Source organism: Nocardioides bizhenqiangii (assembly GCF_034661235.1).
Taxonomy (GTDB): domain Bacteria; phylum Actinomycetota; class Actinomycetes; order Propionibacteriales; family Nocardioidaceae; genus Nocardioides; species Nocardioides bizhenqiangii.
In genome coordinates this window covers 3,876,976-3,902,675 of record NZ_CP141059.1, presented here as the reverse complement: position 1 = coordinate 3,902,675, position 25,700 = coordinate 3,876,976, and the positions used below count along the sequence as shown (strand labels likewise).

The window sequence follows — 25,700 nt, the reverse complement described above, 5'->3', positions numbered from 1 at the left end:
CCGGGAACGGCGGACTCGGCGGACCGCGGACGGCGCGGCTCAGGTGAAGCAGTCGTCGCTCGTGGTCTCGGCGAAGTCGATGTCGTCGACCAACCACTCGCCGTCGTCGACGACGAGGAAGTAGACGTCGACGCTCTCCACGTCGGGCTCGTCCCAGGTCGAGCAGTCGTAGTGGTCGACGACCTCGACCTCTGCCTCGTCGCCGTCCACGGTTGCCTCGCCGACCTCGGGACCGTCACCGACCACCGGGTCCGCGTCGCCCTCGGTGCAGCCGCCGACGACGTCGCCGTCGACGAAGTGGTCCGCGTAGTCGTCGCAGTCGCCGCTGGTGCGGGCGTCGACGACGGCTTGGACGACCGTCTCGGGGTCCTCGTCGGGCTCGCCGGAGCACCCGGCCGCGAACGTCAGCGCGGCCGCCAGGGCCGCGGCTCCTGCGCATTGTCTTCTCGACGGCGAACGCACCCGTCCATGATGCCGAGGAAGAGCGGTCGAAGGGCGGAATTGCGACACCCCCGCCGGGGACCGGCGAGGGCGTCGAGCTCGGTGGGCAGGGGCGGGGTCGAACCGCCGACCTTCCACTTTTCAGGCGGACGCTCGTACCAACTGAGCTACCTGCCCGAGCAGTGGCACACCATACCGGAGGGCCGCGCGACGTACGAAAGCGGCGACGGCGGTTAGGTCTCCGCCGTACCCCCGCGACTATGCTGTCCGCGCTGCACCGGCCTCGTCCGGCGCAGTGGGCCCCCGTCGTCTAGCGGCCCAGGACCCCGCCCTTTCACGGCGGTAGCGCCGGTTCGAATCCGGTCGGGGGTGCATCGGTCGCGCAGAGACTGGGTATCGCCTCGCCTTGTGGGCGCCTCGCGGGCCAAACGGCCTCAGGGAGCGAGGTCGACGACGGTCACGGTGGGTTGGTGGCGAGCACGTCGTCCGAACGGGCTCGATCGCTCGCCGCCGGACATCAAACGGCCGGAGGCGTCATCGCGGCCGGCCGATGTGATCACCGCCCAATGCCGGCGGGTCGCGCCACCAGGCCGTCGTCGTAGCGGCGGCGAATGCTGGAGCCGACCCGGCTCAGGTCCGCGCCGTAGACGTGCAGTGAGATGGCCAGGTCCGTGCCCGCGTTGGTCACCCGGTGGATGTCGCCCGGCGGCAACAGTCCGTCCACGTCCCCGCCGTAGGCGACGCCCGAGACCGTCTCGACCAGGAGACCCTCGTTGGTCCGGGCGTAGCGGGTCTCGTACTCCGCGCCCTCGTGCACGCCGACCACGCACCATGAGAGGTGGTCGTGGATCGGTGTGGCCTGGCCGGGCAGCCAGACCAAGGCGACGAGCGAGAAGGCGCCGTCCTCGGCGACGTGTAACAGATGCTGCCGGTACGCCCCGGGGTCGCCCACGCGCTGGTCGGGGCGGAGCAGGGTCTCGTCGCAGAGGGCCGGCTCGAGCGTGGCGGACACCGCGTCCACCGTGTCCCGCCCCGGCGCCGCCTCACGGACCGCGCGGTCGAGGTCGGACACGAGTGCGGTGAGCCCTCGGGTTGCGCGAGTGACGGTGATGGTCATGGGAGTGGTTCCTTCCGGTGGTGAGGTTCAGCGGGACGCGCCGAGCGGCGCGTTCGAGGGCACCCAGCCGAGCGCCGCGTGGACCGCGGCGGCCAGGTCGGTCAGGGGGAGGGTGGGCAGGGCGTCGGCGCGCCAGGCGATGTGGCCGTCCGGCCGCACCAGGACGGCGGAGCCGTCGCCCAGGTCGTAGGCGCCCGCCGCCGTTCCCCTCGGGTCGGCGAGGTCGTGGCCCAGCTGAGCTGCCGCGACCGGGAAGCCGTGGCCGGCGAGCTCGTCTGCGGCCCGTCGCCAGGCGTCGCCGCCCCGCCCGGTGACCAGCACCAGCCGGTTGCCGTACAGGTCGAGCAGGGAGACTCGTCGCCCGTCGCGCTCCACCCAGGCGTGCGGCGCCCGCGCCCCCGTCACGGCGCCCGGGAGCGCGTACTCCTGGGCTGCTGGAGCATCGCCGCTGGGCACGGGGTAGACCACGCCGAAGTCGTGGGCCAGGTCCTCGGGCTTGCCGCCGTCGGATGCCTCCAACGAGCTCAGGGCGTTGCGCAGCCCGACCGGGTGCCGCTCGGGACCGTAGCTGTCGAGCAACGCTTCGTCGGCCCAGCCTCGAACCACCCACCCGAGCTTCCAGCCGAGGTTGTGCCCGTCAGCGATGCCGGTGTTCATCCCGGTCGCTCCGCGTGGCGTCGTCCGGTGGGCGGCGTCGCCGACGAGGAAGACCCGCCCGTTCTGCATCCGCTCGGCGACGGCGGCCCCGAAGGTCCAGCGGAACACGCCCACGATCTCAGGGTCGAGATCGGGCATACCGGCGGCCATCCGGATCGCGGCCTGGTGGTCCTCGACGGTAGGGACACCTTGCGCGTCGCGGTCCGCCGACCACTCGCGGTCGTAGACCCACCGGCCGGGTGTGCCCGAGGGCACGAACACTCCCGACTCGGGCGTGGTGACGATGTGCAGGCCGTAGCGGTGACCGCGGATCCGCTCCTCGACCGCACCGTGGAACAGCACCGCGAGGTGCTCACCCTCGGAGCCGAGCTGGTGCTCGTTGATGCCGGTCGCGCGGCGCACCGTGCTACCGCCACCGTCGGCACCGACCACATAACGGGCCTCGATCCGCTCCTCGGCGCCGTCATCGACGGCCCGGACCCGGACCGACACCCCTCCGTCGTGCTGGTCGAGCTCGACCAGCTCGGTGTGGAACCGCACGGCACCGCCGAGCGACCGCAGGTGCGCCAGGAGCACCGGCTCGAGGTGGTCCTGCGGGCTGATCGCGGTGACGCTGGGGCTCAGCGCGGCCAGCGTCTCCGGCTGCGGGATGCCGAGGGAGAAGTCCTGCTGTTGCCGGTCTGCGAGCGTCGCGGACAGCGCGGCTGCCAGCCGAAGGTCGGCGCCTCCGGCTTGCACCTCCTGCTCGAGCCCCCACGAGCGCAGGATCTCCATGGTGCGAGGGCGGACGCCGGTCGCCTTCGGGAACGTCGACGTGCCCTGGTGCCGCTCGAGGACCAGCACCCGCGCGCCCGCGCGGGTCGCTGCGATGGCGGTGGCCAGGCCGGACGGGCCGGCGCCGATGACGAGGACGTCGTACGAGATGGATTCGGTCTGAGTGGTCATACCGACAAGGCTCGCCGCCAGCGGCCCGCACCGGATCCGTGTGCCGCACGGAGTTAGCGATGCGCTACCTGGACCACCGATGGACTACTCGGAGAACCTCGCGAGCTCGTCCCGGCGGTCGGTGCCGGTCTTGAGCAGCAGGTTGGAGACATGGGTCTCCACGGTGCGCTTGGAGAGGAAGAGCCGCTCGGCGATCCGCGCGTTGGTCGCGCCCTCGGCCACGAGGCTGAGCACATCGAGCTCGCGGCGGGTCACGCCGAGGGCGGCCAGTCGCGGGGGTACGGCGGAAGCGCCGCGGCCGCGCCGAGTAGGCGCGCCGGCACGGCGCAGCAGGTCGCGAGCCGTGCGGGCGGCCGGCTCCTCGGCGTGCGCCTCGTGCTCGGCCAGGCCGGCACGCAGCAGCGGCACCGGGTCACCCCAGCCCTCGGTGACCGCGCTCTCGAGGGCGACGAGGCGCAGCGTTCGGCGCAGCCAGGGCAGCGGCGTCAGCGCCTCCTCGGCGTCGGCGACCAGCGCTGCCGCCGCCTGGACCTGCCCCGCCCGGCCGGCCGCGACGCCCCCGGCGTAGGCCAGGGCTGCGCGGTTTGCCCGGCGGACCCCCGCCGGCAGCCGGCGCAGGGTCTCCCGCGCCTCGGCCCCCCGGTCGTCGACGACGGTGCGCAGCAGGGCCCAGAGCCCGAACTGGTGCAAGGGGGCGGCCGAGCGGTGCCGTGCCAATGGGGTGATGGCCTGGTCGAGGATCGCGCAGGCTTCGCCCAGGTCGTGGACGGCGAGGGCGGCGAAGGCACGTGCAGAGGCGGAGAGGAACGGGGCCTCGGGTCCGGCGGTCGCGGTCGCCCAGCCGTTGAGGTGGTGTTCTAGATCGTCTCGCCGGCCGGCCACGGCGGGTGCCAGGGCGAGGACGTACCGGCCGGCGACCTCGGCCGCCGGCAGCCGCAGTGCTGAGCCTCGCTCGACGAGATCCTCCGCCAGCTCACGCACGGCCTGCGGGCCGTCGACCAGCAGCCGGTGCTCCCCGAGCATCATGTCCAGCCCGGTGACCTGGCCGAGCAGACCCACGTCGGCCGCGACCGCGCGGGCCACCTCGAGGGTCGTGGTCGTCTCGCTCTCCAGCGCCTCGAGGCTGCCGAGCCCGAGCAGCGCATCCACCCGTAACGCCGCGAGGCCATGCTCGGCCGCGAGCTGCGCCGCCGTGCGGAAGCCCTCGGCGGAGGCGGCCACGTTGTGGAGCCTGGCCACCCGCGCCTGGACCACCAGGGCCTGGCACCGGTCGGCAGGCGTGCCGCTCCGGTCGGCGAGAGCCACGGCAGCTGCGGCGTACGCCGCGGCGTCCTCGACCTGCCCGGCGCCGTGCGCTGCGTCAGCGAGCAGGGCAGGGGAGCGGGGGTCGTCGGGCCGGCCCGCGCGCTCGACGTATGCAGTCGTGTCGTCCCACCGGCCGGCGAGCACCGCGGCCCGTGCCAGCCGCAGGGCCAGCTCGGCATGCCGCTCGCCAGTTGCCCTGTCCAGGACCAGAGTCCCCACGCCGAGTGCCTCCGCCGCGCGGCCGGTGGCGCAGAGCTGAACCACCCGCTCGGCGGCGACCGCAGCCGGTGCCGCCCCGGCCGCCTCGGCCCGGTCCAGCAGGTCGGCGGCGGTGTGGAGCGCCCCCCGGGAGATGTCCTTGCGGGCGACGTCCAGCAGCAGCTCCGCGGCCTCGAGACCAGCTCCCGCGTCGGCGAGGATCCCGGCGGCGGCCACGTCGTCGTCCGGCCGTCCGCGGTCCCGCAGCGCCTGCGCGGCCCGTCGGGCCACGACCGCGCGCTCCGGCGGCAGCAACGAGGCGAGGACTGCGTCTCGAGTGAGCGCATGCCGCCAGCGCAACGCGGCATCGCGGGCATCCAGGAGATGGGCCTCGTCGGCGGCACGCAGGGCCGCGAGCACATCGTCCTCCGCGACGCCGATGACGCGGCCCAGCAGGGACCAGTCCGGGGCCAGCCCCAGCACCGCCGCCGCCGTCACCACCCGTCGCTGCGACTCCGGTAGGCCCCCGAGCCGGGAGCCGACGAGCGCCGCGAACGTCGGCGGCACGGGTCCGGCGACCGCATTCGGGTCGGCCAACAGCTCCTCGATGAGCAGCGGTAGCCCGTCAACCTGGTCGGTGACGCGGCCGAGCGTGGCCGGGTCGATGGAGACGCCGAGCTCGGCCGCCAGCTCGGCCACCGCCTCGTCCGGGAGCCGGCCCAGGACGAGGTGCAGCACGTCCGGTGCCTTCGCAAGCATGCTCGTGATGTACGCGCCCGGCTCGTCGTCGCGAGCCGTGACGACAACGAGGACCGGGAGCCCGCGCACCGCGGCGGCCAGGTGGACGATGACCGCGACGGTGTCCGCGTCCGCCCACTGGAGATCCTCGAGCACGACCAGGCAGGGGCGTTCCCGGCCGACCTCGGCCAGGAACCGCGCCACCGCCTCACCGAGGACCAGGGCCGGGTCCGCGTCCTGCCCACCGAGCCGGTCACCCGGCTCGCTCCAGTCGGGCAACAGCCGTCCCAGCGGCACCCGGTAGGGGCCGAGCGCCTCAGGCGCCACGGCGGTCCCGCTGCGGAGCAGCCCGACCAGCGCCTCGGCGACCGGGCGGTAGGCCCCGCCGCCCGGTACCGCGCGGCCGGTCAGCACGACGTGGCTCGGCGCCCGCTCACCCAGCTCCTCGACCAGCCGGGTCTTGCCGATGCCGGCCTCACCGCGAACCAGCACCACGCGACCCTTGGCCCGGCCAGCCGCCGCCAGCGCCTCGGTAAGGGTGGCAAGCTCGCGTGCGCGCCCGATCAGGGCTCCAGCCACGCGCACCACCCCCTCCTCAGCGAGAATAGAGCCGCGGGTGCGCTGGGACCACGCCATAGGTTGGAGCCGTGGTCTCCGCACCCGGCGCTTCCCCGCCGCGGGCGGGGGGTTGCTTGACTGAGGCGCCAGCTTCGTCTGCCTGACGACCTCCGCCACCTGCTCAGGGCTAAGAATCCTTGTCAGCGAACGCTCGTGGCGACCCCTGATTCAGGTGTTTCCGCAGGTCGTGCCGGGTGCTCAAGAATGATCAAGCTTCGAACGCAATTCGTAAAGGTGTGCGGTACCGCGGTGGTGGTCCGGCGAAGGCCCTCGATTGGGTCGGCCCGGGCACGATGGGTTAGAGTTCCACCGCTTCACAAGGCCCCGTAGCGCAGTTGGTTAGCGCGCCGCCCTGTCACGGCGGAGGCCGCGGGTTCGAGTCCCGTCGGGGTCGCTGGCAAGCCCGGATCGTCGATCCGGGCTTCTGGCTTTTTCCGGGCGGCACAATGGTCGTCGTGCCGGTCGCGATGGATCCCGAACGCTTCGACGCCCTCGTCAGCGAAGCGCTCGACGCCATCCCCGACGAGATCGCGACGCTGGTCCGCAATGTGGTCGTCCTCGTCGAGGAGGAGCCTCCGGACGACGAGCCCGGCGACCTGCTCGGCCTGTACGACGGGGTGGCGCTCACCGAGCGCGACAGCTCCTGGCTGCCCGAGCTGCCCGACCGGATCTTCCTGTTCCGCGGTCCGTTGCTCGACATGTGCGACGACGAGGCCGACCTGGTCGACGAGATCCGGATCACCGTGGTGCACGAGGTCGCCCACCACTTCGGGATCGACGACGACCGGCTCCACGAGCTGGGCTACGCCTGAGCGCCGAGGGGTGCTTTGGGCGACTATCCCGCGAGCCAGTACCCGAGAGCAGCCGCGCCGAGGCCGAGACCGAGCGTGAGCACGGCGTACGTCGTACCGCGGCCGCGGCCGAGGTCCCGGGTCTGCACGGCGAACGAGGAGTACGTCGACATGCCGCCGCAGAAGCCGGCGCCGACCAGGGCCAGGGCAGCGCCGTCGACCGACCAGCCGACGCACAGCCCCAACACCAGCGAGGCGGCGACGTTGACGGCGAGCGTGCCCCACGGCAGGGCGCCGTCGAGCCTGCGGCCGAGCCAGAAGCGCAGCGGAGCGCCGACGGACGCGCCCAGCGCGACCCAGAGTGCGTCGCTCACATCTCGTCCTCGCGCGGCAGCGGGGGTGCGATCCGCCCGACCACGCCGACGGCGACCAGACAGGCGGCCAGGGTGCCGAGGAGGTAGCCGCCGGCGAGCAGCGTGTCGCCGGCGGCGAGCAACGAGCGTCCCTGCTCGCTGGTCGCGGAGAACGTCGTGAACCCGCCGAGCAGGCCGGGCCCGATCCCCGCGGCCCAGGTCTCCGACCGCCGGGCGAGCGGGAGCAGCTCGAGTCCGGCGAGCAGGGCGCAGCCGACGACGTTGATCGCGAACGTCGTCCACGGGAAGCCGGCTCCGTCGGGTGCGACCTCCCCGAGCAGGAAGCGGAGCACGGCGCCGGCGGCCCCGCCGACCGCGACCGCGAGCAGCACCCGTGACGACGAGGCCACGACTTACGTGCTGGGACTCGGCGTGGGGCTGCCCGACCACGCCTGCGGCGCGGCGCCGGCGGCCTGGCGGCGGAACTCGCTGAGGAACCAGATCTGGAACGCGCGCTGCTCGGGCGAGCGCGGGGCGGTCAGCAGCCGCTCGGCGCGGCTGAAGTCGTCGGCGGCGTCGAGGAGGTCGATCAGCTCGCCGATCTGGCGCGCGTCGTGGGGCGGCATCCGCAGCCGCAGGTCGATCGACTCGCGACCCGCCTCGAGAGCGTCGTCGACCTGCTCGCGACCCATGTTGGTCCGCAGCGGGCGCTCGAGCGCGTTGAAGTGCTCGGAGAGCACCTTGGCCAACGGGTAGTCGTCCTCGTGGGCGAGCGCGAGCAGCCGGATCTCGCGCCGCAGGTCGCGGTAGTGACGCTGGAACCGCGAGAAGGCGTGCACCGGCACGCTCTTGACCTGGATCGCAACCTCACCCATCCGGGTGCGGGGCTCGCCGGTGTCGGGCGGTGCCATCAGCTGGAACTCGGCGCCCGCTGCGTCGGAGAACTCGGCGGCCGGCTCGAACCACACCGTCTTGCCGTCCTCCTCGATGACCGCCCCCCAGGCGACGCTGGCCCGGGAGACGATGTCGAGGCCTCGGCCGAAGCCGCCCAGGGAGGTGATGTCGATGTCGTTGGGGGCGCCGGAGTCGAAGGCGTCGAGGTCGAAGGCGTCGAGGTCGATGCCGCCGCCTCGTGATCCCGGCTGGGGTGCGACCACGGAGGCGTCGGAGACCTCGATCCGTGGGTGCTCCGTGGTGCCGCGCAGCTGGAGCCGGATGGGCGGCTCGCCGTGGAGGAGCGCGTTGGTCACGAGCTCGGAGACTCCGAGCTCGGCGCACTCGACGAGGTCGCTGCGCTCGATCGCCTGGCAGGTACGGACCGCCCACCGGCGCGCTTCCTGCACGCTCCGAGAACCAGAGGTCAGGGTGAGGACCTGCCGGTGCGGCACCATGAACCCCTTCCGATGATGGTCCCGTGCTCGATGGGGTAGCGGGTGGATGTTCCCAGGAATCCAGGGGCATCTACCCGCTCACCCAGCGGTCAAACATTCACCTAGTGCGGATTCTCGCGCGATCCTCGTCGGAATGGGGTCTCATCCGACTGGCGGAACCGGACGTGTCGTCGTGCCCGCTGTCTTGTGACCGACCAGACAGCGGTCACCGGGGTCGACCTTTTGGGGCCCGACCGGCGAAGGCGGGAGGATAGGAACAGGTACGACGACGCCGTTCACCCAGGAGGCTCACGATGACCGAAGAGACCCCGACTCCCGAACGCGCGCTCGTCCCGCGCTCGTCCCGGCACCAGGTCGTCGTCATCGGGTCCGGGTTCGGAGGCCTGTTCGGCACGCAGGCCCTGAAGCGTGCCGACGTCGACGTGACCATGATCGCCAAGACGACCCACCACCTGTTCCAGCCGCTCCTCTACCAGGTGGCGACCGGCATCCTCTCCGAGGGCGAGATCGCCCCGCCGGCGCGCGAGGTGCTGAGGCGGCAGAAGAACGCGCAGGTCCTGCTCGGCGAGGTCGTCGACATCGACCTCGCGGCCAGGACGGTCACCTCTCAGGTCCTGGGCCGCGAGCTGACGACGCCGTACGACTCGCTGATCGTCGCGGCCGGTGCCGGTCAGTCCTACTTCGGCAACGACCACTTCGCCGAGTTCGCGCCCGGCATGAAGAGCATCGACGACGCCCTCGAGCTGCGGGGCCGCATCTTCGGCGCGTTCGAGATGGCCGAGCTCGGCGCCGCCCGCGGCGAGAACGTCGACCACCTGCTGACCTTCGTGGTCGTCGGCGCCGGCCCGACCGGCGTCGAGATGGCCGGCCAGATCGCCGAGCTCGCCCACCGCACCCTCACCCGTGACTTCCGTGCGATCAGCAGCCACCACGCCCGGGTGATCCTGGTCGACGCGGCGCCGCAGGTGCTGCCGCCGTTTGGCGCGCGGCTCGGCACCTGGACGAAGAAGAAGCTCGAGGACCTCGGCGTCGAGGTCATGCTCGGCGCCCTCGTCTCGGAGGTCGACGAGCGGGGGCTCGTGGTGCGGTACAAGGACGGCACCGAGGAGCGGATCAGCGCCGTCACCAAGGTGTGGGCCGCCGGCGTCCAGGCCAGCCCGCTCGGCAAGACGCTCTCGGAGCAGACCGGCGCGCCGCTCGACCGATCCGGCCGGATCGCGGTCAACCCCGACCTCACGCTCCCCGGCTATCCGGAGGTGTTCGTCGTCGGCGACATGATTGCCCTCGACAACCTGCCGGGCGTCGCCCAGGTCGCGATCCAGGGCGCGAAGTACGCCGCCAAGGAGATCGACGGCCGACTCAAGGGCAAGGCCCCGCAGAAGCCGTTCAAGTATTTCGACAAGGGTTCGATGGCCATCATCAGCCGGTTCCGCGCCGTCGCGGTGGTCGGCAAGCTCCGGCTGACCGGCTTTCTCGCCTGGCTGATGTGGCTAGGGGTCCACCTCGTCTACATCACCGGCTTCAAGAACCGGATCACCGCCGTGCTGCACTGGCTGGTCTCATTCCTCGGCCGCGGCCGCTCCGAGCGGACGTCGACCGAGCAGCAGATCTTCGCGCGGGTTGCTCTCCAGCGCCTCCAGGGCGGCGCCGCCGACCTGGTGTCCCAGCCGGGGGAGTACGACGCCGAGGCCGAGCGCCAGCGTCGCGAGGAGCTGGAGCGCCAGGCTCTCGAAGAGGTCCGGCTGACCGACGAGCAGGCCCGCGGCGTCAAGCCGACGACGGTGGGCACTTCGGTCTAGCCGCCCGGGCGCCTGCGGCCTACTCGAGCTCGATACCGGACTCCGTAGCCTCGGCGGCGGCGCGGAAGCGGTCGAGCTTCCGCGCCCACTTGGGCAGGATGAACACGCCTTCGGCCTCGGCGGTCACCTCGCCGTCGGCGTCGAGGATCCGGCCCTTGCCCCAGGTCTTGATCCCCTCCCGGTGGTCGACCCAGGCCTCGCAGCGCAGGTCGCCGAGCGGCGTGCCCCGGCGGTAGACGATGGTCAGCGTGCCGGTCATGCCCGGCCGGCCGCTGGTGCTCACCGCGTGCCCGAGCACCTGGTCGAGCATCAGCGAGATGACGCCGCCGTGGACCAACCCGGGCGGCCCCTCGTAGGCCGCGCCGAGGTGGAAGTCGCTCCAGGCGCTGCCGGAGCCGTCGCTGCGGATGTCGAGAGGCGGAGCGATGGCGTTGCGCAGGCCCATCACCGCGTTGCCCCAGTTGCGTCCCCGTTTGCCGTCGGGACGGAACCGGACGCCGTAGGCCCCGTCCATCTGCTTCTTCCGGAGTCGCTCGACGATGGCCTCGACCTCCGCCTGGGCGGCGCGGACCTCCTCGTCCTCGACCTCGGTCCGGATCGTCGCGTCCACCAGGGCCCGGACCGCGTCGGTGAGCGGTCCGAACAGCGCCGCTTCGCGGGCGATCTCCTCCTCAGTGGCGTGCTCGACCTCGAACCGACTCATGGAGGCACACTAGAACACGTTCTTGTCGAGGCGGCGCGCCGAAAACCCGATGCGACCAGCGTCACGCCTTGATGGAATCGCCTCATGACCGCACTCGTCGCGCCCGACCTCCGGTGGTTCCCGAGCTGGGCCGCGACCGTGACGGACTTCGGCGACGAGGTGATGCACGGCTCGGGCGCTTGGAACCTCGACCACCCGCTGGGACCCACCGAGGCGTGCTGCAAGGAGCTCGTCGACGTCCTCGTCGAGCGGTCCGTGGCCGACCCCGCGGCCGGGCGGGTCGCGTCGACGTACTACTGGATCACGGCGGGTGACGGCGACCCGGACGACGAGGTGATCGGCTTCCTCAACCTCCGGCACGACCTCAACGCCTGGCTGCTGGAGGAGGGCGGCCACATCGGCTACTCGATCCGGCCGGAGCGACGGCGGCTGGGACACGCGACGCGTGCGCTCGCACTTGGCGTACGACGTGCGGGCGAGCTCGGCATCGAGCGGGTGCTCGTCACCTGCGACACCGACAACCTGCCGTCGGCACGCACGATCGAGGCCGGCGGCGGCGTGTTCGAGGACGTCCGCAACGGCAAGCGCCGCTACTGGATCGCGGCACCGGCGTAACCGCTCAGGCCTTGAGGTCCGGACGCACCCGGAAGAGGACCGCGGTGAACGCGCGCGGGTCGACCATGCTCCCGTCGATCACCAGGAGCGGCTGGTCGTGCCGCTCGATGAGGACTCGCCACCCGCGGTGGCCGGGCTTCCCCTCGACCGCGACCGGTGTGTAGATGCTGGCCAGGTCGATCACCTCGAACTTGCCGTTGCGGATGATCTCGAGCTGGCCGCGGATCACCGCCAGCTCGGTGACGCTGGTGCTCGCCCACACGCCCCAGACGACGAGCGCGAGCAGCACCAGGAGCACGGCCAGGCCCTGGTTGACGACCGTGGGCTCCTGGTAGGCCCGGTAGGCGGCACCCACGGTGAGCGCGACGATCGCGAGGAACGTCACCGTGGTCGCGTGCCGCGCGGCGACCAGCGGCTTGAAGACCGCGTTGGTCGAGCGGCTCGCCGTCACCGCCTCCTCGTGCTCCGGCGTCGAGGCGTACGGCGACCCGTGGCCCGGCGTCGTCCCGGTCCGCGGCGGCGGTGTCGGGTGGCCCTTGGCCGCGGGGTCGGTGCTGGCGGCGGTCGCGCTCGCGTCGTCCGGCGCGGTGGCGGGCTGGTAGGAAGGCGGCCACCGTTTCGCGACCGGAGGTTCGGGAGTCACCAGCGCGTCGAGCACGTGCTGCCCCGCGTCGCGGTTGTTGGGCACGCTCATGCGCTGTGGGTCGACCGTGCCGGGCAGGTCGACGCGGTGCTTGCCGCCGTGCGCCGATTCGGCGACGTCGTCGGCGTACGTCGCCCGCTTGGCCAGCCACCGGCGGATCGCGTCGGTGTCCGCGCCGAAATCCATCTCGTCAAGTCCCCCCATGACGAGGCCTCCCTTCCTCCAGCTCGAAATCTACGCCTGTTCGCGGGGCCAGGTGACCGGTTCCGACCGGCTCGGCGGTAGATTGAGAGTGAGTCTCATTTGGGAAGGAGCGGCGGATGCCCGAGACATCGGCGCTGAGGCCGACGCGTCAGCGGCGCGCGATCACCGATGCGCTGACGGACGCGGACGACTTCCAGAGCGCGCAGGACATCCACGACACGCTGCGGCACGCGGGCGACAAGGTCGGCCTGGCCACGGTCTACCGCACTCTCCAGGCGATGGCAGAGGCCGGTGAGGTCGACGTGCTGCAGGGGGCGGGCGGGGAGTCCGTCTACCGCCGCTGCAGCACCCACCACCACCATCACCTGGTCTGCCGGTCGTGCGGGCGCACCGTCGAGGTGACGGGCCCCGCGGTCGAGAAGTGGGCCGACGCGGTCGCCCGCGAGCACGACTTCGCCGAGGTCAGCCACAGCCTCGAGCTGTTCGGCATCTGCGCCGCGTGCCGCGCCTGAAGCCGCTCAGCACCATCGGTGCACTCCGCGCGGCGTGAGCGCCAGGTCGCGGAGGACGACCGGCCACCGTTCGCCGTACCCGGTGCAGGTGCGACGGAAGTCGCGGCGCCGGTACTCGATCGCCAGCACGTGGTCGCCGTACGACGCCGCGTAGCGTCGGCACTCGCGCCACCGGCCGCACTCCTCGGCCACGGCGAAGTCGAAGCCGATCGTGGAGCCGTCCCACTCCGCCCAGTTCTTCTGCCCGACCGGCAGCCCGGCGTCGTGCGCGCGGCCGACCAGCAGCCGGGCGAAGGCCTTGGCGTGGCGGCGGGTGACCAGGCGGTGGCTGCGGCTGAACGAGTCGAGGTTGTCGTACTCGACCGCGTCGAAGCCGTCGTCGGCGCACCTGTCGGTCCACCCGCCGACGATGCGAGCCAGTGCCCTCCGCTTCTCGCGGGTGCGGATGTCGAGGACCCACTCGCCCCACGCCGAGTCGACCACCGGTCGGCCGTCGTCCTTGAGCACGAGCCGCCAGTGGTGCTCACGCCAGAACCGCCGCTCGTCGGGCTGGGTCTGGAAGCCGTTGACGTAGCAGACGTTGTAGCGCCCGGCGAGCGGCGCGGCCTTCCGGTCGCGGACCACGATCCCGACGTCGTCCGGCAGGTCGTCGCGCACCCCGCCGAGCTGGTAGTCGACGTCTTGGCCCGGGTCGAAGAGCGGTCCGGGCGCGGCCGCTGCCGGACCCGCGACCGCCATCGACGCCGCCACCGCGACAGCAGCCAGCCACCCGCGCATCCTCGAAGCGTAGGTCAGTGGGCCCCGTGGGACTCGAACCCACAACCTAAGGATTAAAAGTCCTCAGCTCTGCCAATTGAGCTAGGGGCCCGGGGGATCAGGACGCTAGTCGGGAGAACCCTCAGGAGAGCATCCGTGCAGTTCGGCCCGGCATCCAGCGTGATCTCGGCTCAGTATGCCGTGCAGCCGCGCGGGGTCCGATTCTGCACTGGGTCCACAAGCTTCCAATCCATCCAACGGGCCATGGTGCGCGGGAGCGAGGTCGACGGGGCGGCGGTGGGCAGGGCCATTCGGTCAGCCTAGGGGCACGGCTGACGGCGTTGGTCGGCTCCCGTGACGGTGCGCTCCCGCCCGGAAATGGCCCGATCGGGGACAAGGCGCGCCGATCCGTGCTTGGGTACGAGAAGACTCACTCAGCCGGGTGAACTGATCGTCCGACCGAGGGGTCCTCATGTCCACGCCGCGTGCTGTCCCACTTACATCCAGCGCTCTCCGGTCTCTGCTGGCAGTACTGCTCGCGGCATCCCTGGTCGCGGTCAGCGCCCCGGGAGCGTGGGCAGGAACGGGCGGATTCGGTGTCACCGTCGCGCTCGGCGTGCCGGCCCCGCCGTATCAGCCGTTCACCATCGATCCCCTCGCCCTCGACTACGCGCCTCAGACTGTCGGAACCAGCTCACCGGGTCAGACCGTCACCGTCACGAACACCGGCACCGGCGATCTCCCGATCCACCACGTGCTCTTCAACGGCGGTTGGGGTGAACCGGGTGAGTTCCAGGTGACGGCCGAAACCTGCAGGTACCAGACCCTCGCTCCCCAGGACAGCTGCCAGGTCACGGTCGCCTTCTCGCCGACAGCCACCGGTGAGAAGACCGCCCACCTGGAGTTCACCATCGACGTGCCGGAGCCGACCCCTCCCGTGGTCCTGACCGGCACGGCCACCGCGCCACCCGCACCCTGCCGCGGCGCGGTGGCCACCCTGGTGGGCACGCCCGGCCCAGACGTCCTCGGTGGCACCCCGGGACGCGACGTCATCGTCGGGCGCGGCGGTGACGACCAGATCATGGGGCGCGACGGCAACGACCTCATCTGTGGCGGGCTCGGCGCCGACGTCATCCGCGGCGGGGCCGGCAACGACGGCGTGTACGGCGGGCGCGGCGCCGACGTCATCCGCGGCGGGGCCGGCGACGACCGCGTGCACGGCGCGCGCGACGCCGACCGGCTTCTCGGCGGGGCCGGCGACGACTGGTGCGGTGGCGGACTCGGCCGCGACACGGCCCGGTGCGAGACGGTGGCGTCAGCGGTCCCCTGACACCAAGCGTCGAGAACCGGGTGCCCCACCGCGACGAGCATCTGGTCACCGCTGTGGTGCCGCAGCCGGGTGCACGGCTGCTGTGGCTCGACGACGAGGCGGCTCGCCGCCGACGAGCGGACGTGTGGCTGGTGGCCGAACTGACGTATCGCTTGCCGGCTCACTCGCCGAGCAGCGCCCGCATCTGCTCGATCTGGTCCTCCTGGGTGGCGGCGACCGACTCGGCGAGCTCGACGGCGGGCGCGAACTCCCCGTTGCCCGCCTCCTCCTCGGCGATGACGATCGCGCCCTCGTGGTGGGCGACCATCAGCTCCAGCCAGCGTTGCTCGAAGTCCGGTCCCGTCAGCTCCTCGAGCTCGGCCAGGTCGGCGTGGTCGGGCATGCCGGGGAGCTCGCCGCCGGGGATGTCCACCTCCTCGCCGCGTTCGGCAGCGTGGGCGTTGGCGTGGTCCCTGATCGTCTCCGGGACGGGCAGGTCCCACTCGGCGAGCCAGCCGGTCGCCGTCTGGATCTCGACCGACCCGGCGTCGAGGACCTCGGCTGCGACCGCGGTGAGGTCGGGGGAGACCTGCGCTGCGCGGCTCAGGTCGACGAGCACCAGCGCGAGCGCGTGGTGCTGCACCAGGTCGGTCGCGAAGTCGGCGTCCGCATCGTTGTAGACGTCGCCGTTGGCTGCGGTGTGGACCGCAGGGGCGGGCTCGGAGTCGCCGTCGTCGGAGCAGCCGGCCACGCCGGTCGACAGCACCAGGACGGCGGCGGCGACGGCGAGTAGAGGAGCACGGGACGGCATCCGCGGAGTGTAGGCGTGCCCGTCGTCGTTTCCCGCGTCGTCACGCGTGTGTAGCGGAACCTTCACACCGTTTGCTGAGATCCCTGCGTGCTCCTCGCTTCGGACGGGGGTCGGGGTTGATAGTGTCATCGGTGCAGCGGATGCAGATCCTCAAAGGTTTGACGCCTGCGGAGACTGTGGCCGACGGCGTATCTGGTTTGTGGTGTACCAATCACGGGTCGGAGCGACGTACCAACGCATCCGCTGTGGGTCGCCGAGGTGGCGGCTCTCGCCCCGACAATAGGAGTTACGAGCACAATGGCTCAGGGCACCGTGAAGTGGTTCAGCGCAGAGAAGGGCTTCGGATTCATCGAGCAGGAGGGCGGCGGCGACGACGTCTTCGTTCACTACTCGGCGATCCAGACCTCTGGCTACAAGTCCCTCGAGGACAACCAGAAGGTCGAGTTCGACGTCACCCAGGGTCCGAAGGGCCCCCAGGCGGAGAACGTTCGCGCTCTCTGATTCGAAACAACAGTCTCGGGGCCTGACCGCCCCGGGCATCTCGGGAGACATCAAGTCTTCAGGCGAGGCCTCGTCGGGCAACCGGCGGGGCCTCGTCAAAATTTTCGCGCCTTCCGGTTTTATCCTGGGGTGGCCGGGCACAATGGTTTGGATGGCACCTGTTGTTGTGCCCGGACGCGTGAGAGTGCGGGACGACATTCGTTCAATACTCGGGAGGCGGAAGTAGTCGTGGCGGACCCGTTCGACGTGGCGCTCGAGGACTCCGACCTGCTCGTCGAGGTCGAGATGACGACCAACCTCATCATCGCCGCCACGGCATCCGACGGTCCGCTCCCGGTCGAGGAGATCGACCGGATCCTGGGCGTCATCCCCGACGACGTCGCCTGACCTGCCGACAGCTGCGGTCACCGTTCTCTGATACTTGACTTCATACCATAGGGGGGTATGGTGTCAGGTGTGGACAACGAACACGAGCACGGTTATCTCGGGCACAAGGACGACCACCTCAAGCGGCTGCGCAGGATCGAGGGCCAGGCCCGCGGTCTGCAGCGGATGGTCGAGGAGGAGAAGTACTGCATCGACATCCTGACCCAGGTGTCGGCGATGACGAGTGCGCTGCACTCCTTCTCGATCCAGCTCCTCGAGGAGCACATGAACCACTGCGTGGTCGACGCCGCGCGCGCGGGCGATGCCGAGGCGCGGGAGAAGGTCACCGAGGCGGTGGCGGCCATCAGCCGGTTGGTCCGGTCCTGAGAGCGGACCCGTCGACGAGGAGAACAGAAGTGAGCGAGCAGAGCACCTGGCAGGTCACCGGCATGACCTGCGCCCACTGCGCGGCGTCGGTCGCCGAGGAGATCAGTGAGATCCCCGGCGTCGAGGACGTCGACGTCACCGTCGAGAGCGGCTCGGTCGTCGTGACCAGCGCCGCCCCCCTCGAACGCGCCGCGGTCGACGCGGCTGTCGCCGAGGCCGGCTACACCCTCGTCTGATGCAGACCTGGCAGAAGGTCCTGGTGTTCGTGGTCGCGCTCGCCGCCGTCTTCGGTGTGGCGGTCGGGATCGGCCTGCTGGCAGGACCCATCGACACCGACGACGAGGCGCACGACGCCGGCCACGACGACGAGCGCGTGCACCTCGATCCGGTCGAGGGCGAGGGCGGCCACGGGGGCGGCCGCGGGGACGCCCACGACACCGCCTATGAGCTCGCGCTCGACGCCGACGTGGTCGACAGCGGCCGGGTCACGGTCGCGTTCCGCATCCTCGACGAGGCCGGTGAGCCGGTGACGTCGTACGACGTCGAGCACGAGAAGCGGCTGCACCTGATCGCAGTGCGCCGCGACCTCGCGGAGTACCGTCACGTGCACCCGCGGCTCGACGCAGCCACCGGCCGCTGGACGGTGCCGATCGCGCTCGGCGCCGGCTCCTGGCGCCTGTACGCCGACTTCGCTCCGACCGGCGCGGAACCCGTCGTGGCGGAGGCGGAGCTGATGGTCGCGGGGCGGTTCGCCCCCGCGGAGCTCGGCCCGGACACGACCACGGCGCGGGTCGACGGCTACGAGGTGCACCTCGAGCGTGACGACGCCGGCTCGATGGTGACGTTCCACGTCACCAGGGAGGGAGCCGAGGTGACCGACCTGCAGCCTTATCTCGGTTCCTACGGTCATCTGGTGGCGATCCGCGCGGAAGACCTGGCCTACCTGCACGTGCACCCCGAGGAAGGTCCCGCCGGACCGGAGGTCGGCTTCCACGCCGAGTTCGCGGAGAGCGGGCGCTACCGGCTGTTCCTCGACTTCAAGCATGGCGGTCGCGTGCACACCGCCGACTTCACGATCAGCGCCGACGCCGCGGACAGCGAGCAGGAGGAGCACGGCGAGGAGGGCGGCGGTCATGACCACTGACACGACCCGACCCGGCCCGATGATCGAGCTCGACATCACCGGCATGACCTGCGCGTCGTGCGCCAACCGGATCGAGCGCAAGCTCAACAAGCTCGACGGCGTGAGTGCGACGGTCAACTACGCCACCGAGCGGGCGACGGTCACCGCGCCGGTCACGGTCGACCACGACATCCTGCTCGGCACCGTGGCGGCGGCCGGCTACAACGCGACCGTACGACGGCCCGCCGGCACCGCCGAGTCGGAGAGCGACGCCGGAGACGGCCGATCGGCCCCCGACCCCGAGCTCAGGGCACTGCGGGACCGACTGGTCTGGGCGGTGATCCTGACGGTGCCGGTGATCGCGGTCGCGATGGTGCCGGCGCTGCAGTTCGAGTACTGGCAGTGGGCCTCCCTCACCCTGGCCGCTCCCGTCGCGACCTGGGGCGCCTGGCCGTTCCACCGGGCGGCGTGGACCAACCTCCGGCACGGGACGTCGACCATGGACACGCTGGTCTCGCTCGGCGTGCTGGCGGCGTTCGGCTGGTCGCTCGTCGCGCTCTTCTGGGGCACCGCCGGCGTGCCCGGCATGACCCACCCGTTCGACCCGATCCCCGACCGCGGTGACGGACCGGCATCGGGTCTGGGCGACATCTACCTCGAGACGGCAGCCGGGGTGACCACCTTCCTGCTCGCCGGTCGCTACTTCGAGAAGCGGTCGAAGCGCCGGGCCGGCGACGCGCTGCGCGCGCTCGCGGACCTCGGCGCGCACGAGGTCGCCGTACTGCCCCACGGACCGGACGGTCCGGAGACGCTGGTCCCGATCGCCCGGCTCGTGCCCGGCGACCTGTTCGTCGTCCGCCCGGGCGAGAAGGTCGCGACCGACGGTGAGGTGGTCTCCGGCCACTCCGCGGTCGACGCGTCGATGCTCACCGGCGAGTCGGTGCCGGTCGAGGTCGGTCCGGGTGACGAGGTGGTCGGGGCGACCGTCAACAGCGCGGGCCGGCTGGTCGTGCGCGCGACCAGGGTCGGCGCCGACACCCACCTCGCCCAGCTCGCCCGGCTGGTCGAGGACGCCCAGGCCGGCAAGGCCAAGGCGCAACGGCTCGCCGATCGCATCTCGGGGTTCTTCGTCCCGGCCGTGATCGCCCTCGCGGTCGGCACCCTCGGGTTCTGGCTGGGCGCCGGCGCCGGCCGTGAGATCGCGCTCACCGCTGCCGTCGCCGTCCTGATCATCGCCTGCCCGTGCGCCCTCGGCCTGGCCACACCAACCGCGCTGATGGTCGGCACCGGCCGCGGTGCGCAGCTCGGGATCCTGATCCGCGGCCCCGAGGTGCTCGAGGCGACCCGCGCCGTCGACATCGTGGTGCTCGACAAGACCGGCACCGTCACGACCGGCGACATGCGTCTCGCGGAGGTCGTCGCCGACGGCGCCTCGGAGGACGACGTACGACGGGTCGCCGCCACGCTCGAGTCGGCCTCCGAGCACCCGATCGCGCGCGCGATCGCCGCCGGGACCCCGACGGGCACCCTCACCGAGTTCGCGAACGAGCCCGGCCTGGGCGTCACGGGAGCCGTCGACGGACAGGGCGCCGTCATCGGCCGGCCGGCGTTCCTCACCGCCCGCGGCCTGACGATCTCGGACACGCTGGCCGACGCCGTGTCCGCGGCCGAGGCACGCGGTGCAACGCCGGTCGTCGTCGGCTGGTCCGGCCGCGCCCACGGCGTGCTCGTCGTCGCCGACACCGTGAAGGAGTCCTCCGCCGAGGCCGTCCGCCGGCTGCGCGCGCTCGGCCTGAGCCCGGTGCTGCTGACCGGCGACAACGAGCGCACGGCGCGCGCCGTCGCGAGCGAGGTCGGGATCGCGGACGTGCGGGCCGGCGTGCTGCCCGCCGACAAGGTCGCGTTCGTCCGCGGGCTCCAGGAGCGGGGCCGGGTGGTGGCCATGGTGGGCGACGGCGTCAATGACGCCGCCGCGTTGGCGCAGGCCGACCTCGGGATCGCGATGGGCACCGGCACCGACGTCGCCCGGGAGGCCAGCGACCTCACCATCGTGTCCGGTGACCTCAGGGTGGCCGCGGACGCCGTACGGCTCTCGAGGCGGACCCTCGCCATCATCCGCGGCAACCTGTTCTGGGCGTTCGCCTACAACGTCGCCGCCCTGCCCCTGGCCGCCGCCGCGCTCCTCAACCCGATGCTCGCCGGCGCCGCCATGGCCGCCTCCAGCATCTTCGTGGTGACCAACAGCCTCCGGCTGCGGCGGTTCCGCCCGGAGCGGTGACGACCGGCCCGACTCAGCAGGTCGCGAACAACACCGGCCCGGTGGCCAGGTCGGACTGGACGTACGACGCCCGGACCGGATCGAGCTCCATCGTCACGACGGCACCGTCGGCGGTCACCTCGCCGAGGGCGAACCGGTCCGGGAAGGCACCGCCCTGGCCGGGTGCCGGGCCTGCCGCGAGCCGCGCGCGGCTGTCGGCGTTGGTGCGGGCCTGCTCCTCGCTCTCGAAACCCATCGCCACCCTGACGTCCCCGCCGGGCAGGGTGGCGATGGCGTACGCCCGGAGCGGGCTGACCTCGCCGGCCTCGCTGATCAGCCCGGCCGCCCGCGTCCGGTCGGCGTCCGCGGCCTGGGTCATCGCCAGCGCCACGCACGCGTAGTCGCCGGTGTAGAGCGACGCAGAGAGAGCGTTCTCCATCTCCGTCGTGACGTCGGAAATGCTGTCGTCCAGGTCGTCGCCACGCTGCTCGTCGCGCCAGGTCTCGAGGGTGGCGGCCTGGTCGCTCGCCGCGAGCACCTGCTCGTCCTCGTCGATCGTGAGGTAGGCAAGCTCCTGGCTCACCGTGCCGAGCGGCGCGAGCAGGTCCGGCCCTCCCACCCAGACCCCGCCGTCCTCGGTCGGCTCCTCGTAGCCGATCTCGGCGAGGGCCTCCTCGAGCTGGTCGAGGTCGAGCGAGTCCGGCAGCCCGACGAGCACGACGGCGCCGGTCTCGCTCTGCGCGAAGAGCTCCCAGTCGATGGTCGCGGGGGAGAAGCCGTATCGCTCCTGGAGGATCGGAGCCGACGAGACCAGGGCGGACGTCGAGGTCAGGTCGGCGTTGAAGCCCTTGCCCAGGAACCTCTCGACGTCAGCGGTCGACGAGCCGGCCGCCAGGTCGGCGTCGAGCTCCTCGCGGACCCCGCTCCAGTCCGTCCAGCCGAACCGCGCCGTGTTGCCCGGCGCCATCGCCACGGCGGCCTCCACCCGGCTGACGCCGTCCTCGTCGTCGCGCGAGGTGACGACCCAGGCGACGACGCCTACCACCACGAGGAGGAGCACGGCGCCGAGCACGATCAGGCGACGGCGCGACATCGACATGAAATGCGGTCTCCTCTTCGGGACGGTCAGGTGTGACACTAACGCCGTGACCACGAGCAAGCTCGCGTCGCCCCCGGACGTCCGCGCGGCCGGAGTCGTGACCTTTCGTCCGGGCCGCGAGGTGCTGCTGGTGCACCGGCCGAAGTACGACGACTGGTCGTTCCCCAAGGGCAAGCTGGAGCGTTGGGAGCACCCGACATCCGCTGCGGTCCGCGAGGTGGCCGAGGAGACGGGCGTCCACGTCCGGCTCGGTCCGCCACTGAGCTCGCAGCGCTATCCGACCACCGGGCGACGGATGAAGACCGTCGACTACTGGACCGGCCGGGCGGTCGGCGACGACGACGTGAGCCTCTACCGGCCCAACCAGGAGATCGACCAGGTCGCCTGGGTGCGCATCGACAAGGCGGAGGCGATGCTCACCTACCGCTACGACCGCGAGACCCTCGACGAGGCAGTGAAGGTGCGACGCCGCACCCACGCGATCGTCGTGCTCCGGCACGCGCGAGCACGGTCGCGGAACGCCTGGAAGACGGACGACCAGCTGCGGCCACTGCTCAAGGCCGGCGCCCACGAGTCCGAGCGCGTCGTACCCCTGCTGGCTGCCTACGACGTCACCCGTGTGGTCTCCTCGCCCGCCATCCGCTGCTTGCAGACGGTCGTGCCGTACGCCGAGACGACTGGCTGGGAGATCGAGACCCGGCGCAGGCTCGCCGAGGAGCACGCCACCACCAAAGGGATCGAGAAGGTCGTCGCCGAGCTGCTCGAGGACGACCAGGGCGCGGTGCTCTGCTCCCATCGTCCGGTGCTGCCGAAGATCTACGGCGCCCTCGGCCTGCGCGCGCGCCAGGTCGGGGACGAGCTCGATCCCGCCGAGATGCTCGTGGTCCACGTGCGCAAGAGCAAGATCGTCGCGGTCGAGCGCCACCGGATCGGCTAGATCCGTCGTCTGACAGCCCCTCGATGTAGCCCTCGTCACAGCATCTGCTGGGGTCGGCGAAGTAGGCAGACCCCATTCATCGTCCGTTCACCCATCGCAGGAAAATCGGACACCTCCTCTCGCCAAGATCCTGACTGTCCGTCTTTCTGAGACCTTCAGGAGCAACGAAGTGAAGAGCTTTTCCTTGCGCCGCGGCCTGGTGCCGTCGGTCGTGACCCTTGCGCTTGCCGCAACCCTCGCCGCTTGTGGCTCCGACGACGACGACGGCGGTGACGACACCGAAGCCGCCACAGCGTCCGTCGACTGCCTGACGGTCGAGCAGGTGGTCGAGCTCTGGAAGCCGGGTTCGGAGATCACGAACTGGAGCCAGCTCGACGACAGCTTCCCTGACCAGGAGATCAACCTCTTCGGGCCGGGCACCGACTCGGGCACCTACGACTACATGGCCTCGGAGATCGTCGACCCCGACGCCGAGGAGCCCGCCACCCGCGACGACTACGAGGCGTCCGAGGACGACAACGTCCTGGTCGACGGCGTTGCCGGCACCGAGGGTGCGACCGGTTACTTCGGCTACACCTACTACGAGCAGAACAAGGACCGGCTCGCGGCCGTCAGCATCGACAGCGGCGACGGATGTGTCGCCCCGTCGGCCGAGACCGCCCAGGACGGCACCTACACGCCACTGGCCCGACCGCTGTTCATCTACGTGAACAAGGCCAACTACACCGACAACGAGGCTGTCCAGGAGTACGTGGACTTCTACATCAACAACCTCGCCGACATTGCCGAGGCCGGGCAGTTCGTCCCGCTCAGCGAGGAGCTGTACGCCGAGACCCAGAGCGCGCTCGAGGAGCTGGGTGGCTCCGGAGCCGAGGGCTCCTCGGGCGACGTCAAGGTCGATGGTTCCTCCACCGTCTACCCGATGAGCGTCCTCGCCCAGGAGGGACTGGCGGAGGTCAACCCCGACGTCAAGGTCACCGTCGGTGAAGCCGGAACGGGTGGCGGGTTCGAGCTCTTCTGCGCCGGCGAGACCGACGTCTCCGACGCGTCTCGTCCGATCGACGAAGAGGAGATCGCAGCGTGCGAGGCCGAGGGCGTCGAGTACGTGGAGCTCCAGGTTGCCACCGACGCGCTGACCATCGTGGTCAACCCGGATCTCTGAGGTACATCCCACCCTCATGAGTGACACGCTCCTCCCCGCAGGCCCGCCCGACCGGGCGGGCCTGCGGGCCCCAGTCGATCTGAGCCACAAGCTCCGCCCCGGCGAAGCCGTGATCAAGGCGGTGCTGCTCACCTGTGCCGTGCTGTCCGTCGCCATCACCATCGGCATCGTCGTCACCCTCATCCGGCCGGTGATCGACTTCTTCGACTGGCCGGGGATGGCCGCGGGCGATGACGGCAAGAGGGTCGCCTTCGGCGACTTCTTCGCAACCGAGGGCACCTACGCCGTGCTCCCGCTGATCGTCGGCACGCTGATGGTGACCGTGATCGCGCTGCTGGTCGCGGTGCCGCTGGGCCTCGGAGCCGCTGCCTATCTCTCGGAGTACGCCTCGCCGCGCGCCCGGAAGTGGCTGAAGCCCACGGTCGAGCTGCTCGCCGGTGTGCCCTCCGTGGTCTACGGGTTCTTCGCACTCAAGTTCGTCACGCCGACGCTGCTCCAGGACATCCTGGCACTCGAGGTCGGCTTCACGAACTCGCTGGCGGCTGGCCTGGTGCTCGGCGTGATGGTGATCCCGACCATCGCCTCGCTCTCTGAGGACGCCATGTCGGCCGTGCCGCACTCGATGCGGCAGGGATCGCTCGCGATGGGCGCCAACAGGATGCAGACGACACTCCGCGTGGTCTTCCCGGCCGCGCTCTCCGGCATCGCCGCTGCCGTCGTGCTCGGGATGTCCCGAGCCGTCGGAGAAACGATGATCGTCGCTCTCGCCGCCGGTGCGCAGAAGCGGTTCGACGTCGATCCCTTCAGCGGGCACCAGGCCATGACCGGCTACATCGCCCAGACCTTCGGCGGGGAGAACCCGGTGGGCTCGACGCCGTACAACATGGCGTTCGCCGTCGCCATGACCCTCTTCGTGATGACGCTGATCCTCAACATCGTGAGCATGATCTTCGTCCGTAGATTCAGGAACGTGTACTGATGAGCGCTGCATCCGCGACGGCCGCATCCGTCACCAATCTGGTCACGAGCGGCAGGAGCAAGGACCGCAACGTCGGCTCGCTCGTGTTCCTCGGCCTGCTGTGGTTCTCCCTGTTCTTCGGTGTCCTGGTGTTGGTCGCCCTCATCGTCGACACCGCGATCAAGGGAGCGCCGCGCTTCGACGCCGAGCTGCTCACGAACTACTCGTCGCTCTTCAAGCCCGAGGAGACCGGCTTCAAGGCCGGCATCGTCGGGAGCATCTGGTTGATGATCTGCACCGCGATCCTGGCGGTGCCGCTGGGGATCTCGGCCGCGCTCTACCTGGAGGAGTTCGCCGACACCAACCGCTGGTGGAACCGCCTGATCGAAGTCAACCTGCAGAATCTGGCCGCAGTCCCTTCGATCGTCTACGGTCTGCTCGCGCTCGCCGTGATGGCGGTCATCGGGTTCGATGACGAAGGTGTCGTGCTCGGCGGTGCCATCGCGCTCGCTCTTCTGATCCTTCCGGTCATCATCATCACGACTCGGGAGTCGGTCCGCGCCGTACCGCAGGACATCAGGCAGGGCTCGCTCGCATTGGGGGCGACGGTGTGGCAGACCACCTGGCGCCAGACCCTCCCGTCCGCCATTCCCGGCATCGCGACGGGGACGATCCTGGGACTCTCGCGGGCGATCGGCGAGGCGGCCCCACTGATCGTCGTCGGCTTCGGTGTCAATGTTCTGTTCACCCCCGAGCTCGGCCCCGAAGGTCTGACCAGCAGCGGCACGTCGCTGCCCAACCAGATCTACAATCTGTCCTCGCAGTCACGCGAGGAGTTCGTGACCGCGGCATCTGCAGCGATCATCGTGCTGCTGGTCATGATCCTCGGCATGAACGCGCTCGCCATCATCATCCGCAACAAGTTCCAGCGATCCTGGTAGGAGCCGGACATGTCAAACCACCCCGCAACGGCAACCACGACCCCCGAGGAGTCGAGGGGCATC

At 71.1% G+C, this 25,700-nt stretch carries 27 protein-coding genes and 4 tRNA genes; 17 read left to right on the top strand and 14 right to left on the bottom strand.

Going from position 1 to position 25,700, the window contains the following annotated elements; all coding sequences use genetic code 11:
- Positions 1-39 precede the first annotated feature (39 nt).
- Both SHK19_RS19010 and SHK19_RS19005 read right to left on the bottom strand, forming a co-directional pair.
- Complete coding sequence (locus tag SHK19_RS19010) at positions 40-462, bottom strand: hypothetical protein (RefSeq protein ID WP_322937159.1); 423 nt, start codon at positions 460-462, stop codon at positions 40-42.
- 82 nt (positions 463-544) lie between these two features.
- A tRNA-Phe gene (locus tag SHK19_RS19005) sits at positions 545-618 on the bottom strand.
- A gap of 122 nt (positions 619-740) precedes the next feature.
- Here SHK19_RS19005 and SHK19_RS19000 point away from each other — a divergent pair.
- A tRNA-Glu gene (locus SHK19_RS19000) sits at positions 741-813 on the top strand.
- A gap of 184 nt (positions 814-997) precedes the next feature.
- On the opposite strand, the gene SHK19_RS18995 is transcribed toward SHK19_RS19000, so the two are convergent.
- The 3 genes from SHK19_RS18995 to SHK19_RS18985 all read right to left on the bottom strand — a co-directional run bounded on the left by SHK19_RS18995 (position 998) and on the right by SHK19_RS18985 (position 5,986).
- Positions 998-1,558, bottom strand: coding sequence for a cysteine dioxygenase family protein (locus tag SHK19_RS18995; protein WP_322454837.1), 561 nt, complete (start codon positions 1,556-1,558; stop codon positions 998-1,000).
- 27 nt (positions 1,559-1,585) lie between these two features.
- On the bottom strand, positions 1,586-3,160 hold the full coding sequence (locus SHK19_RS18990; protein ID WP_322937158.1) for an FAD-dependent oxidoreductase: 1,575 nt from the start codon (positions 3,158-3,160) through the stop codon (positions 1,586-1,588).
- Positions 3,161-3,244: 84 nt separating this feature from the next.
- Positions 3,245-5,986, bottom strand: coding sequence for an ATP-binding protein (locus tag SHK19_RS18985; protein WP_322937157.1), 2,742 nt, complete (start codon positions 5,984-5,986; stop codon positions 3,245-3,247).
- Positions 5,987-6,339: 353 nt separating this feature from the next.
- Between SHK19_RS18985 and SHK19_RS18980 the strand changes: the two genes are divergently transcribed.
- Both SHK19_RS18980 and SHK19_RS18975 read left to right on the top strand, forming a co-directional pair.
- A tRNA-Asp gene (locus tag SHK19_RS18980) sits at positions 6,340-6,413 on the top strand.
- A 61-nt stretch (positions 6,414-6,474) separates the two neighbouring features.
- Entirely contained in the window at positions 6,475-6,831 is a 357-nt protein-coding gene (locus SHK19_RS18975; RefSeq protein ID WP_322454840.1) for a metallopeptidase family protein, read from the top strand.
- A gap of 23 nt (positions 6,832-6,854) precedes the next feature.
- Here SHK19_RS18975 and SHK19_RS18970 read toward each other — a convergent pair whose 3' ends face one another.
- From SHK19_RS18970 to SHK19_RS18960, 3 genes are read right to left on the bottom strand one after another with little or no spacing between them, the layout of a single operon-like run.
- Entirely contained in the window at positions 6,855-7,184 is a 330-nt protein-coding gene (locus SHK19_RS18970) for a fluoride efflux transporter FluC (protein WP_322454841.1), read from the bottom strand.
- The gene (locus SHK19_RS18965) at positions 7,181-7,573 is read right to left on the bottom strand and encodes a fluoride efflux transporter FluC (RefSeq protein ID WP_322454842.1); all 393 of its coding nucleotides are present in this window, start codon (positions 7,571-7,573) and stop codon (positions 7,181-7,183) included. Before SHK19_RS18965 ends, SHK19_RS18970 begins: the two co-directional genes overlap by 4 nt.
- Before the next feature lie 3 nt (positions 7,574-7,576).
- Positions 7,577-8,551, bottom strand: a complete 975-nt coding sequence (locus SHK19_RS18960) for an ATP-binding protein (protein WP_322454843.1) — start codon at positions 8,549-8,551, stop codon at positions 7,577-7,579.
- 296 nt (positions 8,552-8,847) lie between these two features.
- Here SHK19_RS18960 and SHK19_RS18955 point away from each other — a divergent pair, with 296 nt between their 5' ends.
- Positions 8,848-10,353 (top strand): NAD(P)/FAD-dependent oxidoreductase, encoded by a 1,506-nt coding sequence (locus SHK19_RS18955; protein WP_322937156.1) that lies wholly within the window; start codon positions 8,848-8,850, stop codon positions 10,351-10,353.
- A 19-nt stretch (positions 10,354-10,372) separates the two neighbouring features.
- Here SHK19_RS18955 and SHK19_RS18950 read toward each other — a convergent pair whose 3' ends face one another.
- Complete coding sequence (locus SHK19_RS18950; RefSeq protein ID WP_322937155.1) at positions 10,373-11,056, bottom strand: PaaI family thioesterase; 684 nt, start codon at positions 11,054-11,056, stop codon at positions 10,373-10,375.
- Between the two features lie 84 nt (positions 11,057-11,140).
- On the opposite strand from SHK19_RS18950, the gene SHK19_RS18945 reads away from it, so the two are divergent.
- Entirely contained in the window at positions 11,141-11,671 is a 531-nt protein-coding gene (locus SHK19_RS18945) for a GNAT family N-acetyltransferase (RefSeq protein ID WP_322937154.1), read from the top strand.
- Between the two features lie 4 nt (positions 11,672-11,675).
- Here the strand turns inward: SHK19_RS18945 and SHK19_RS18940 are convergent, their stop codons facing one another.
- Positions 11,676-12,518 carry a hypothetical protein gene (locus SHK19_RS18940; protein WP_322454847.1) on the bottom strand — a complete coding sequence of 281 codons (843 nt, stop codon included), beginning with the start codon at positions 12,516-12,518 and terminating at the stop codon, positions 11,676-11,678.
- 116 nt (positions 12,519-12,634) lie between these two features.
- Here SHK19_RS18940 and SHK19_RS18935 point away from each other — a divergent pair, with 116 nt between their 5' ends.
- A complete protein-coding gene (locus SHK19_RS18935; RefSeq protein WP_322454848.1) occupies positions 12,635-13,030 on the top strand; it encodes a Fur family transcriptional regulator in 396 nt (131 codons plus the stop codon).
- A gap of 6 nt (positions 13,031-13,036) precedes the next feature.
- Here the strand turns inward: SHK19_RS18935 and SHK19_RS18930 are convergent, their stop codons facing one another.
- Both SHK19_RS18930 and SHK19_RS18925 read right to left on the bottom strand, forming a co-directional pair.
- Positions 13,037-13,807, bottom strand: a complete 771-nt coding sequence (locus SHK19_RS18930; RefSeq protein ID WP_322454849.1) for an endo alpha-1,4 polygalactosaminidase — start codon at positions 13,805-13,807, stop codon at positions 13,037-13,039.
- A gap of 18 nt (positions 13,808-13,825) precedes the next feature.
- Positions 13,826-13,898, bottom strand: a tRNA-Lys gene (locus SHK19_RS18925).
- 360 nt (positions 13,899-14,258) lie between these two features.
- Between SHK19_RS18925 and SHK19_RS18920 the strand changes: the two genes are divergently transcribed.
- Complete coding sequence (locus SHK19_RS18920; protein ID WP_322454850.1) at positions 14,259-15,116, top strand: calcium-binding protein; 858 nt, start codon at positions 14,259-14,261, stop codon at positions 15,114-15,116.
- A gap of 160 nt (positions 15,117-15,276) precedes the next feature.
- Here SHK19_RS18920 and SHK19_RS18915 read toward each other — a convergent pair whose 3' ends face one another.
- Positions 15,277-15,906, bottom strand: a complete 630-nt coding sequence (locus SHK19_RS18915) for a DUF305 domain-containing protein (RefSeq protein WP_322937153.1) — start codon at positions 15,904-15,906, stop codon at positions 15,277-15,279.
- A 297-nt stretch (positions 15,907-16,203) separates the two neighbouring features.
- Between SHK19_RS18915 and SHK19_RS18910 the strand changes: the two genes are divergently transcribed.
- From SHK19_RS18910 to SHK19_RS18885, 6 genes are all read left to right on the top strand, one after another.
- Entirely contained in the window at positions 16,204-16,407 is a 204-nt protein-coding gene (locus tag SHK19_RS18910; protein WP_118928839.1) for a cold-shock protein, read from the top strand.
- 228 nt (positions 16,408-16,635) lie between these two features.
- On the top strand, positions 16,636-16,794 hold the full coding sequence (locus SHK19_RS18905) for a hypothetical protein (protein ID WP_322454852.1): 159 nt from the start codon (positions 16,636-16,638) through the stop codon (positions 16,792-16,794).
- 57 nt (positions 16,795-16,851) lie between these two features.
- Entirely contained in the window at positions 16,852-17,160 is a 309-nt protein-coding gene (locus SHK19_RS18900) for a metal-sensitive transcriptional regulator (protein ID WP_322454853.1), read from the top strand.
- 29 nt (positions 17,161-17,189) lie between these two features.
- A complete protein-coding gene (locus SHK19_RS18895; protein WP_322454854.1) occupies positions 17,190-17,396 on the top strand; it encodes a heavy-metal-associated domain-containing protein in 207 nt (68 codons plus the stop codon).
- Positions 17,396-18,304 carry a hypothetical protein gene (locus tag SHK19_RS18890; RefSeq protein ID WP_322454855.1) on the top strand — a complete coding sequence of 303 codons (909 nt, stop codon included), beginning with the start codon at positions 17,396-17,398 and terminating at the stop codon, positions 18,302-18,304. The genes SHK19_RS18895 and SHK19_RS18890 overlap by 1 nt, the downstream gene beginning before the upstream one ends.
- The gene (locus tag SHK19_RS18885; protein ID WP_322937151.1) at positions 18,294-20,561 is read left to right on the top strand and encodes a heavy metal translocating P-type ATPase; all 2,268 of its coding nucleotides are present in this window, start codon (positions 18,294-18,296) and stop codon (positions 20,559-20,561) included. The genes SHK19_RS18890 and SHK19_RS18885 overlap by 11 nt, the downstream gene beginning before the upstream one ends.
- A gap of 13 nt (positions 20,562-20,574) precedes the next feature.
- Here the strand turns inward: SHK19_RS18885 and SHK19_RS18880 are convergent, their stop codons facing one another.
- A complete protein-coding gene (locus SHK19_RS18880) occupies positions 20,575-21,639 on the bottom strand; it encodes a hypothetical protein (RefSeq protein WP_322454857.1) in 1,065 nt (354 codons plus the stop codon).
- A 46-nt stretch (positions 21,640-21,685) separates the two neighbouring features.
- Here SHK19_RS18880 and SHK19_RS18875 point away from each other — a divergent pair, with 46 nt between their 5' ends.
- From SHK19_RS18875 to pstA, 4 genes are all read left to right on the top strand, one after another.
- On the top strand, positions 21,686-22,576 hold the full coding sequence (locus SHK19_RS18875; protein WP_322454858.1) for an NUDIX hydrolase: 891 nt from the start codon (positions 21,686-21,688) through the stop codon (positions 22,574-22,576).
- A gap of 169 nt (positions 22,577-22,745) precedes the next feature.
- Complete coding sequence (locus tag SHK19_RS18870; RefSeq protein ID WP_322454859.1) at positions 22,746-23,738, top strand: substrate-binding domain-containing protein; 993 nt, start codon at positions 22,746-22,748, stop codon at positions 23,736-23,738.
- A gap of 16 nt (positions 23,739-23,754) precedes the next feature.
- Positions 23,755-24,717, top strand: a complete 963-nt coding sequence (gene pstC, locus SHK19_RS18865; protein WP_322454860.1) for a phosphate ABC transporter permease subunit PstC — start codon at positions 23,755-23,757, stop codon at positions 24,715-24,717.
- Complete coding sequence (gene pstA, locus SHK19_RS18860) at positions 24,717-25,637, top strand: phosphate ABC transporter permease PstA (RefSeq protein ID WP_322454861.1); 921 nt, start codon at positions 24,717-24,719, stop codon at positions 25,635-25,637. The genes pstC and pstA overlap by 1 nt, the downstream gene beginning before the upstream one ends.
- Positions 25,638-25,700 lie beyond the last annotated feature (63 nt).

Excerpts from the sequence above, each read along its gene's own strand:
- SHK19_RS18995 (WP_322454837.1), bottom strand. The coding sequence starts at position 1,558 with ATGACCATCACCGTCACTCGCGCAACCCGAGGGCTCACCGCACTCGTG.
- SHK19_RS18990 (WP_322937158.1), bottom strand. The coding sequence starts at position 3,160 with ATGACCACTCAGACCGAATCCATCTCGTACGACGTCCTCGTCATCGGC.
- SHK19_RS18955 (WP_322937156.1), top strand. The coding sequence starts at position 8,848 with ATGACCGAAGAGACCCCGACTCCCGAACGCGCGCTCGTCCCGCGCTCG.
- SHK19_RS18950 (WP_322937155.1), bottom strand. The coding sequence starts at position 11,056 with ATGAGTCGGTTCGAGGTCGAGCACGCCACTGAGGAGGAGATCGCCCGC.
- SHK19_RS18945 (WP_322937154.1), top strand. The coding sequence starts at position 11,141 with ATGACCGCACTCGTCGCGCCCGACCTCCGGTGGTTCCCGAGCTGGGCC.
- SHK19_RS18940 (WP_322454847.1), bottom strand. The coding sequence starts at position 12,518 with ATGGGGGGACTTGACGAGATGGATTTCGGCGCGGACACCGACGCGATC.
- SHK19_RS18935 (WP_322454848.1), top strand. The coding sequence starts at position 12,635 with ATGCCCGAGACATCGGCGCTGAGGCCGACGCGTCAGCGGCGCGCGATC.
- SHK19_RS18930 (WP_322454849.1), bottom strand. The coding sequence starts at position 13,807 with ATGCGCGGGTGGCTGGCTGCTGTCGCGGTGGCGGCGTCGATGGCGGTC.
- SHK19_RS18920 (WP_322454850.1), top strand. The coding sequence starts at position 14,259 with ATGTCCACGCCGCGTGCTGTCCCACTTACATCCAGCGCTCTCCGGTCT.
- SHK19_RS18915 (WP_322937153.1), bottom strand. The coding sequence starts at position 15,906 with ATGCCGTCCCGTGCTCCTCTACTCGCCGTCGCCGCCGCCGTCCTGGTG.
- SHK19_RS18910 (WP_118928839.1), top strand. The coding sequence starts at position 16,204 with ATGGCTCAGGGCACCGTGAAGTGGTTCAGCGCAGAGAAGGGCTTCGGA.
- SHK19_RS18900 (WP_322454853.1), top strand. The coding sequence starts at position 16,852 with ATGGTGTCAGGTGTGGACAACGAACACGAGCACGGTTATCTCGGGCAC.
- SHK19_RS18890 (WP_322454855.1), top strand. The coding sequence starts at position 17,396 with ATGCAGACCTGGCAGAAGGTCCTGGTGTTCGTGGTCGCGCTCGCCGCC.
- SHK19_RS18885 (WP_322937151.1), top strand. The coding sequence starts at position 18,294 with ATGACCACTGACACGACCCGACCCGGCCCGATGATCGAGCTCGACATC.
- SHK19_RS18880 (WP_322454857.1), bottom strand. The coding sequence starts at position 21,639 with ATGTCGATGTCGCGCCGTCGCCTGATCGTGCTCGGCGCCGTGCTCCTC.
- pstC (WP_322454860.1), top strand. The coding sequence starts at position 23,755 with ATGAGTGACACGCTCCTCCCCGCAGGCCCGCCCGACCGGGCGGGCCTG.
- pstA (WP_322454861.1), top strand. The coding sequence starts at position 24,717 with ATGAGCGCTGCATCCGCGACGGCCGCATCCGTCACCAATCTGGTCACG.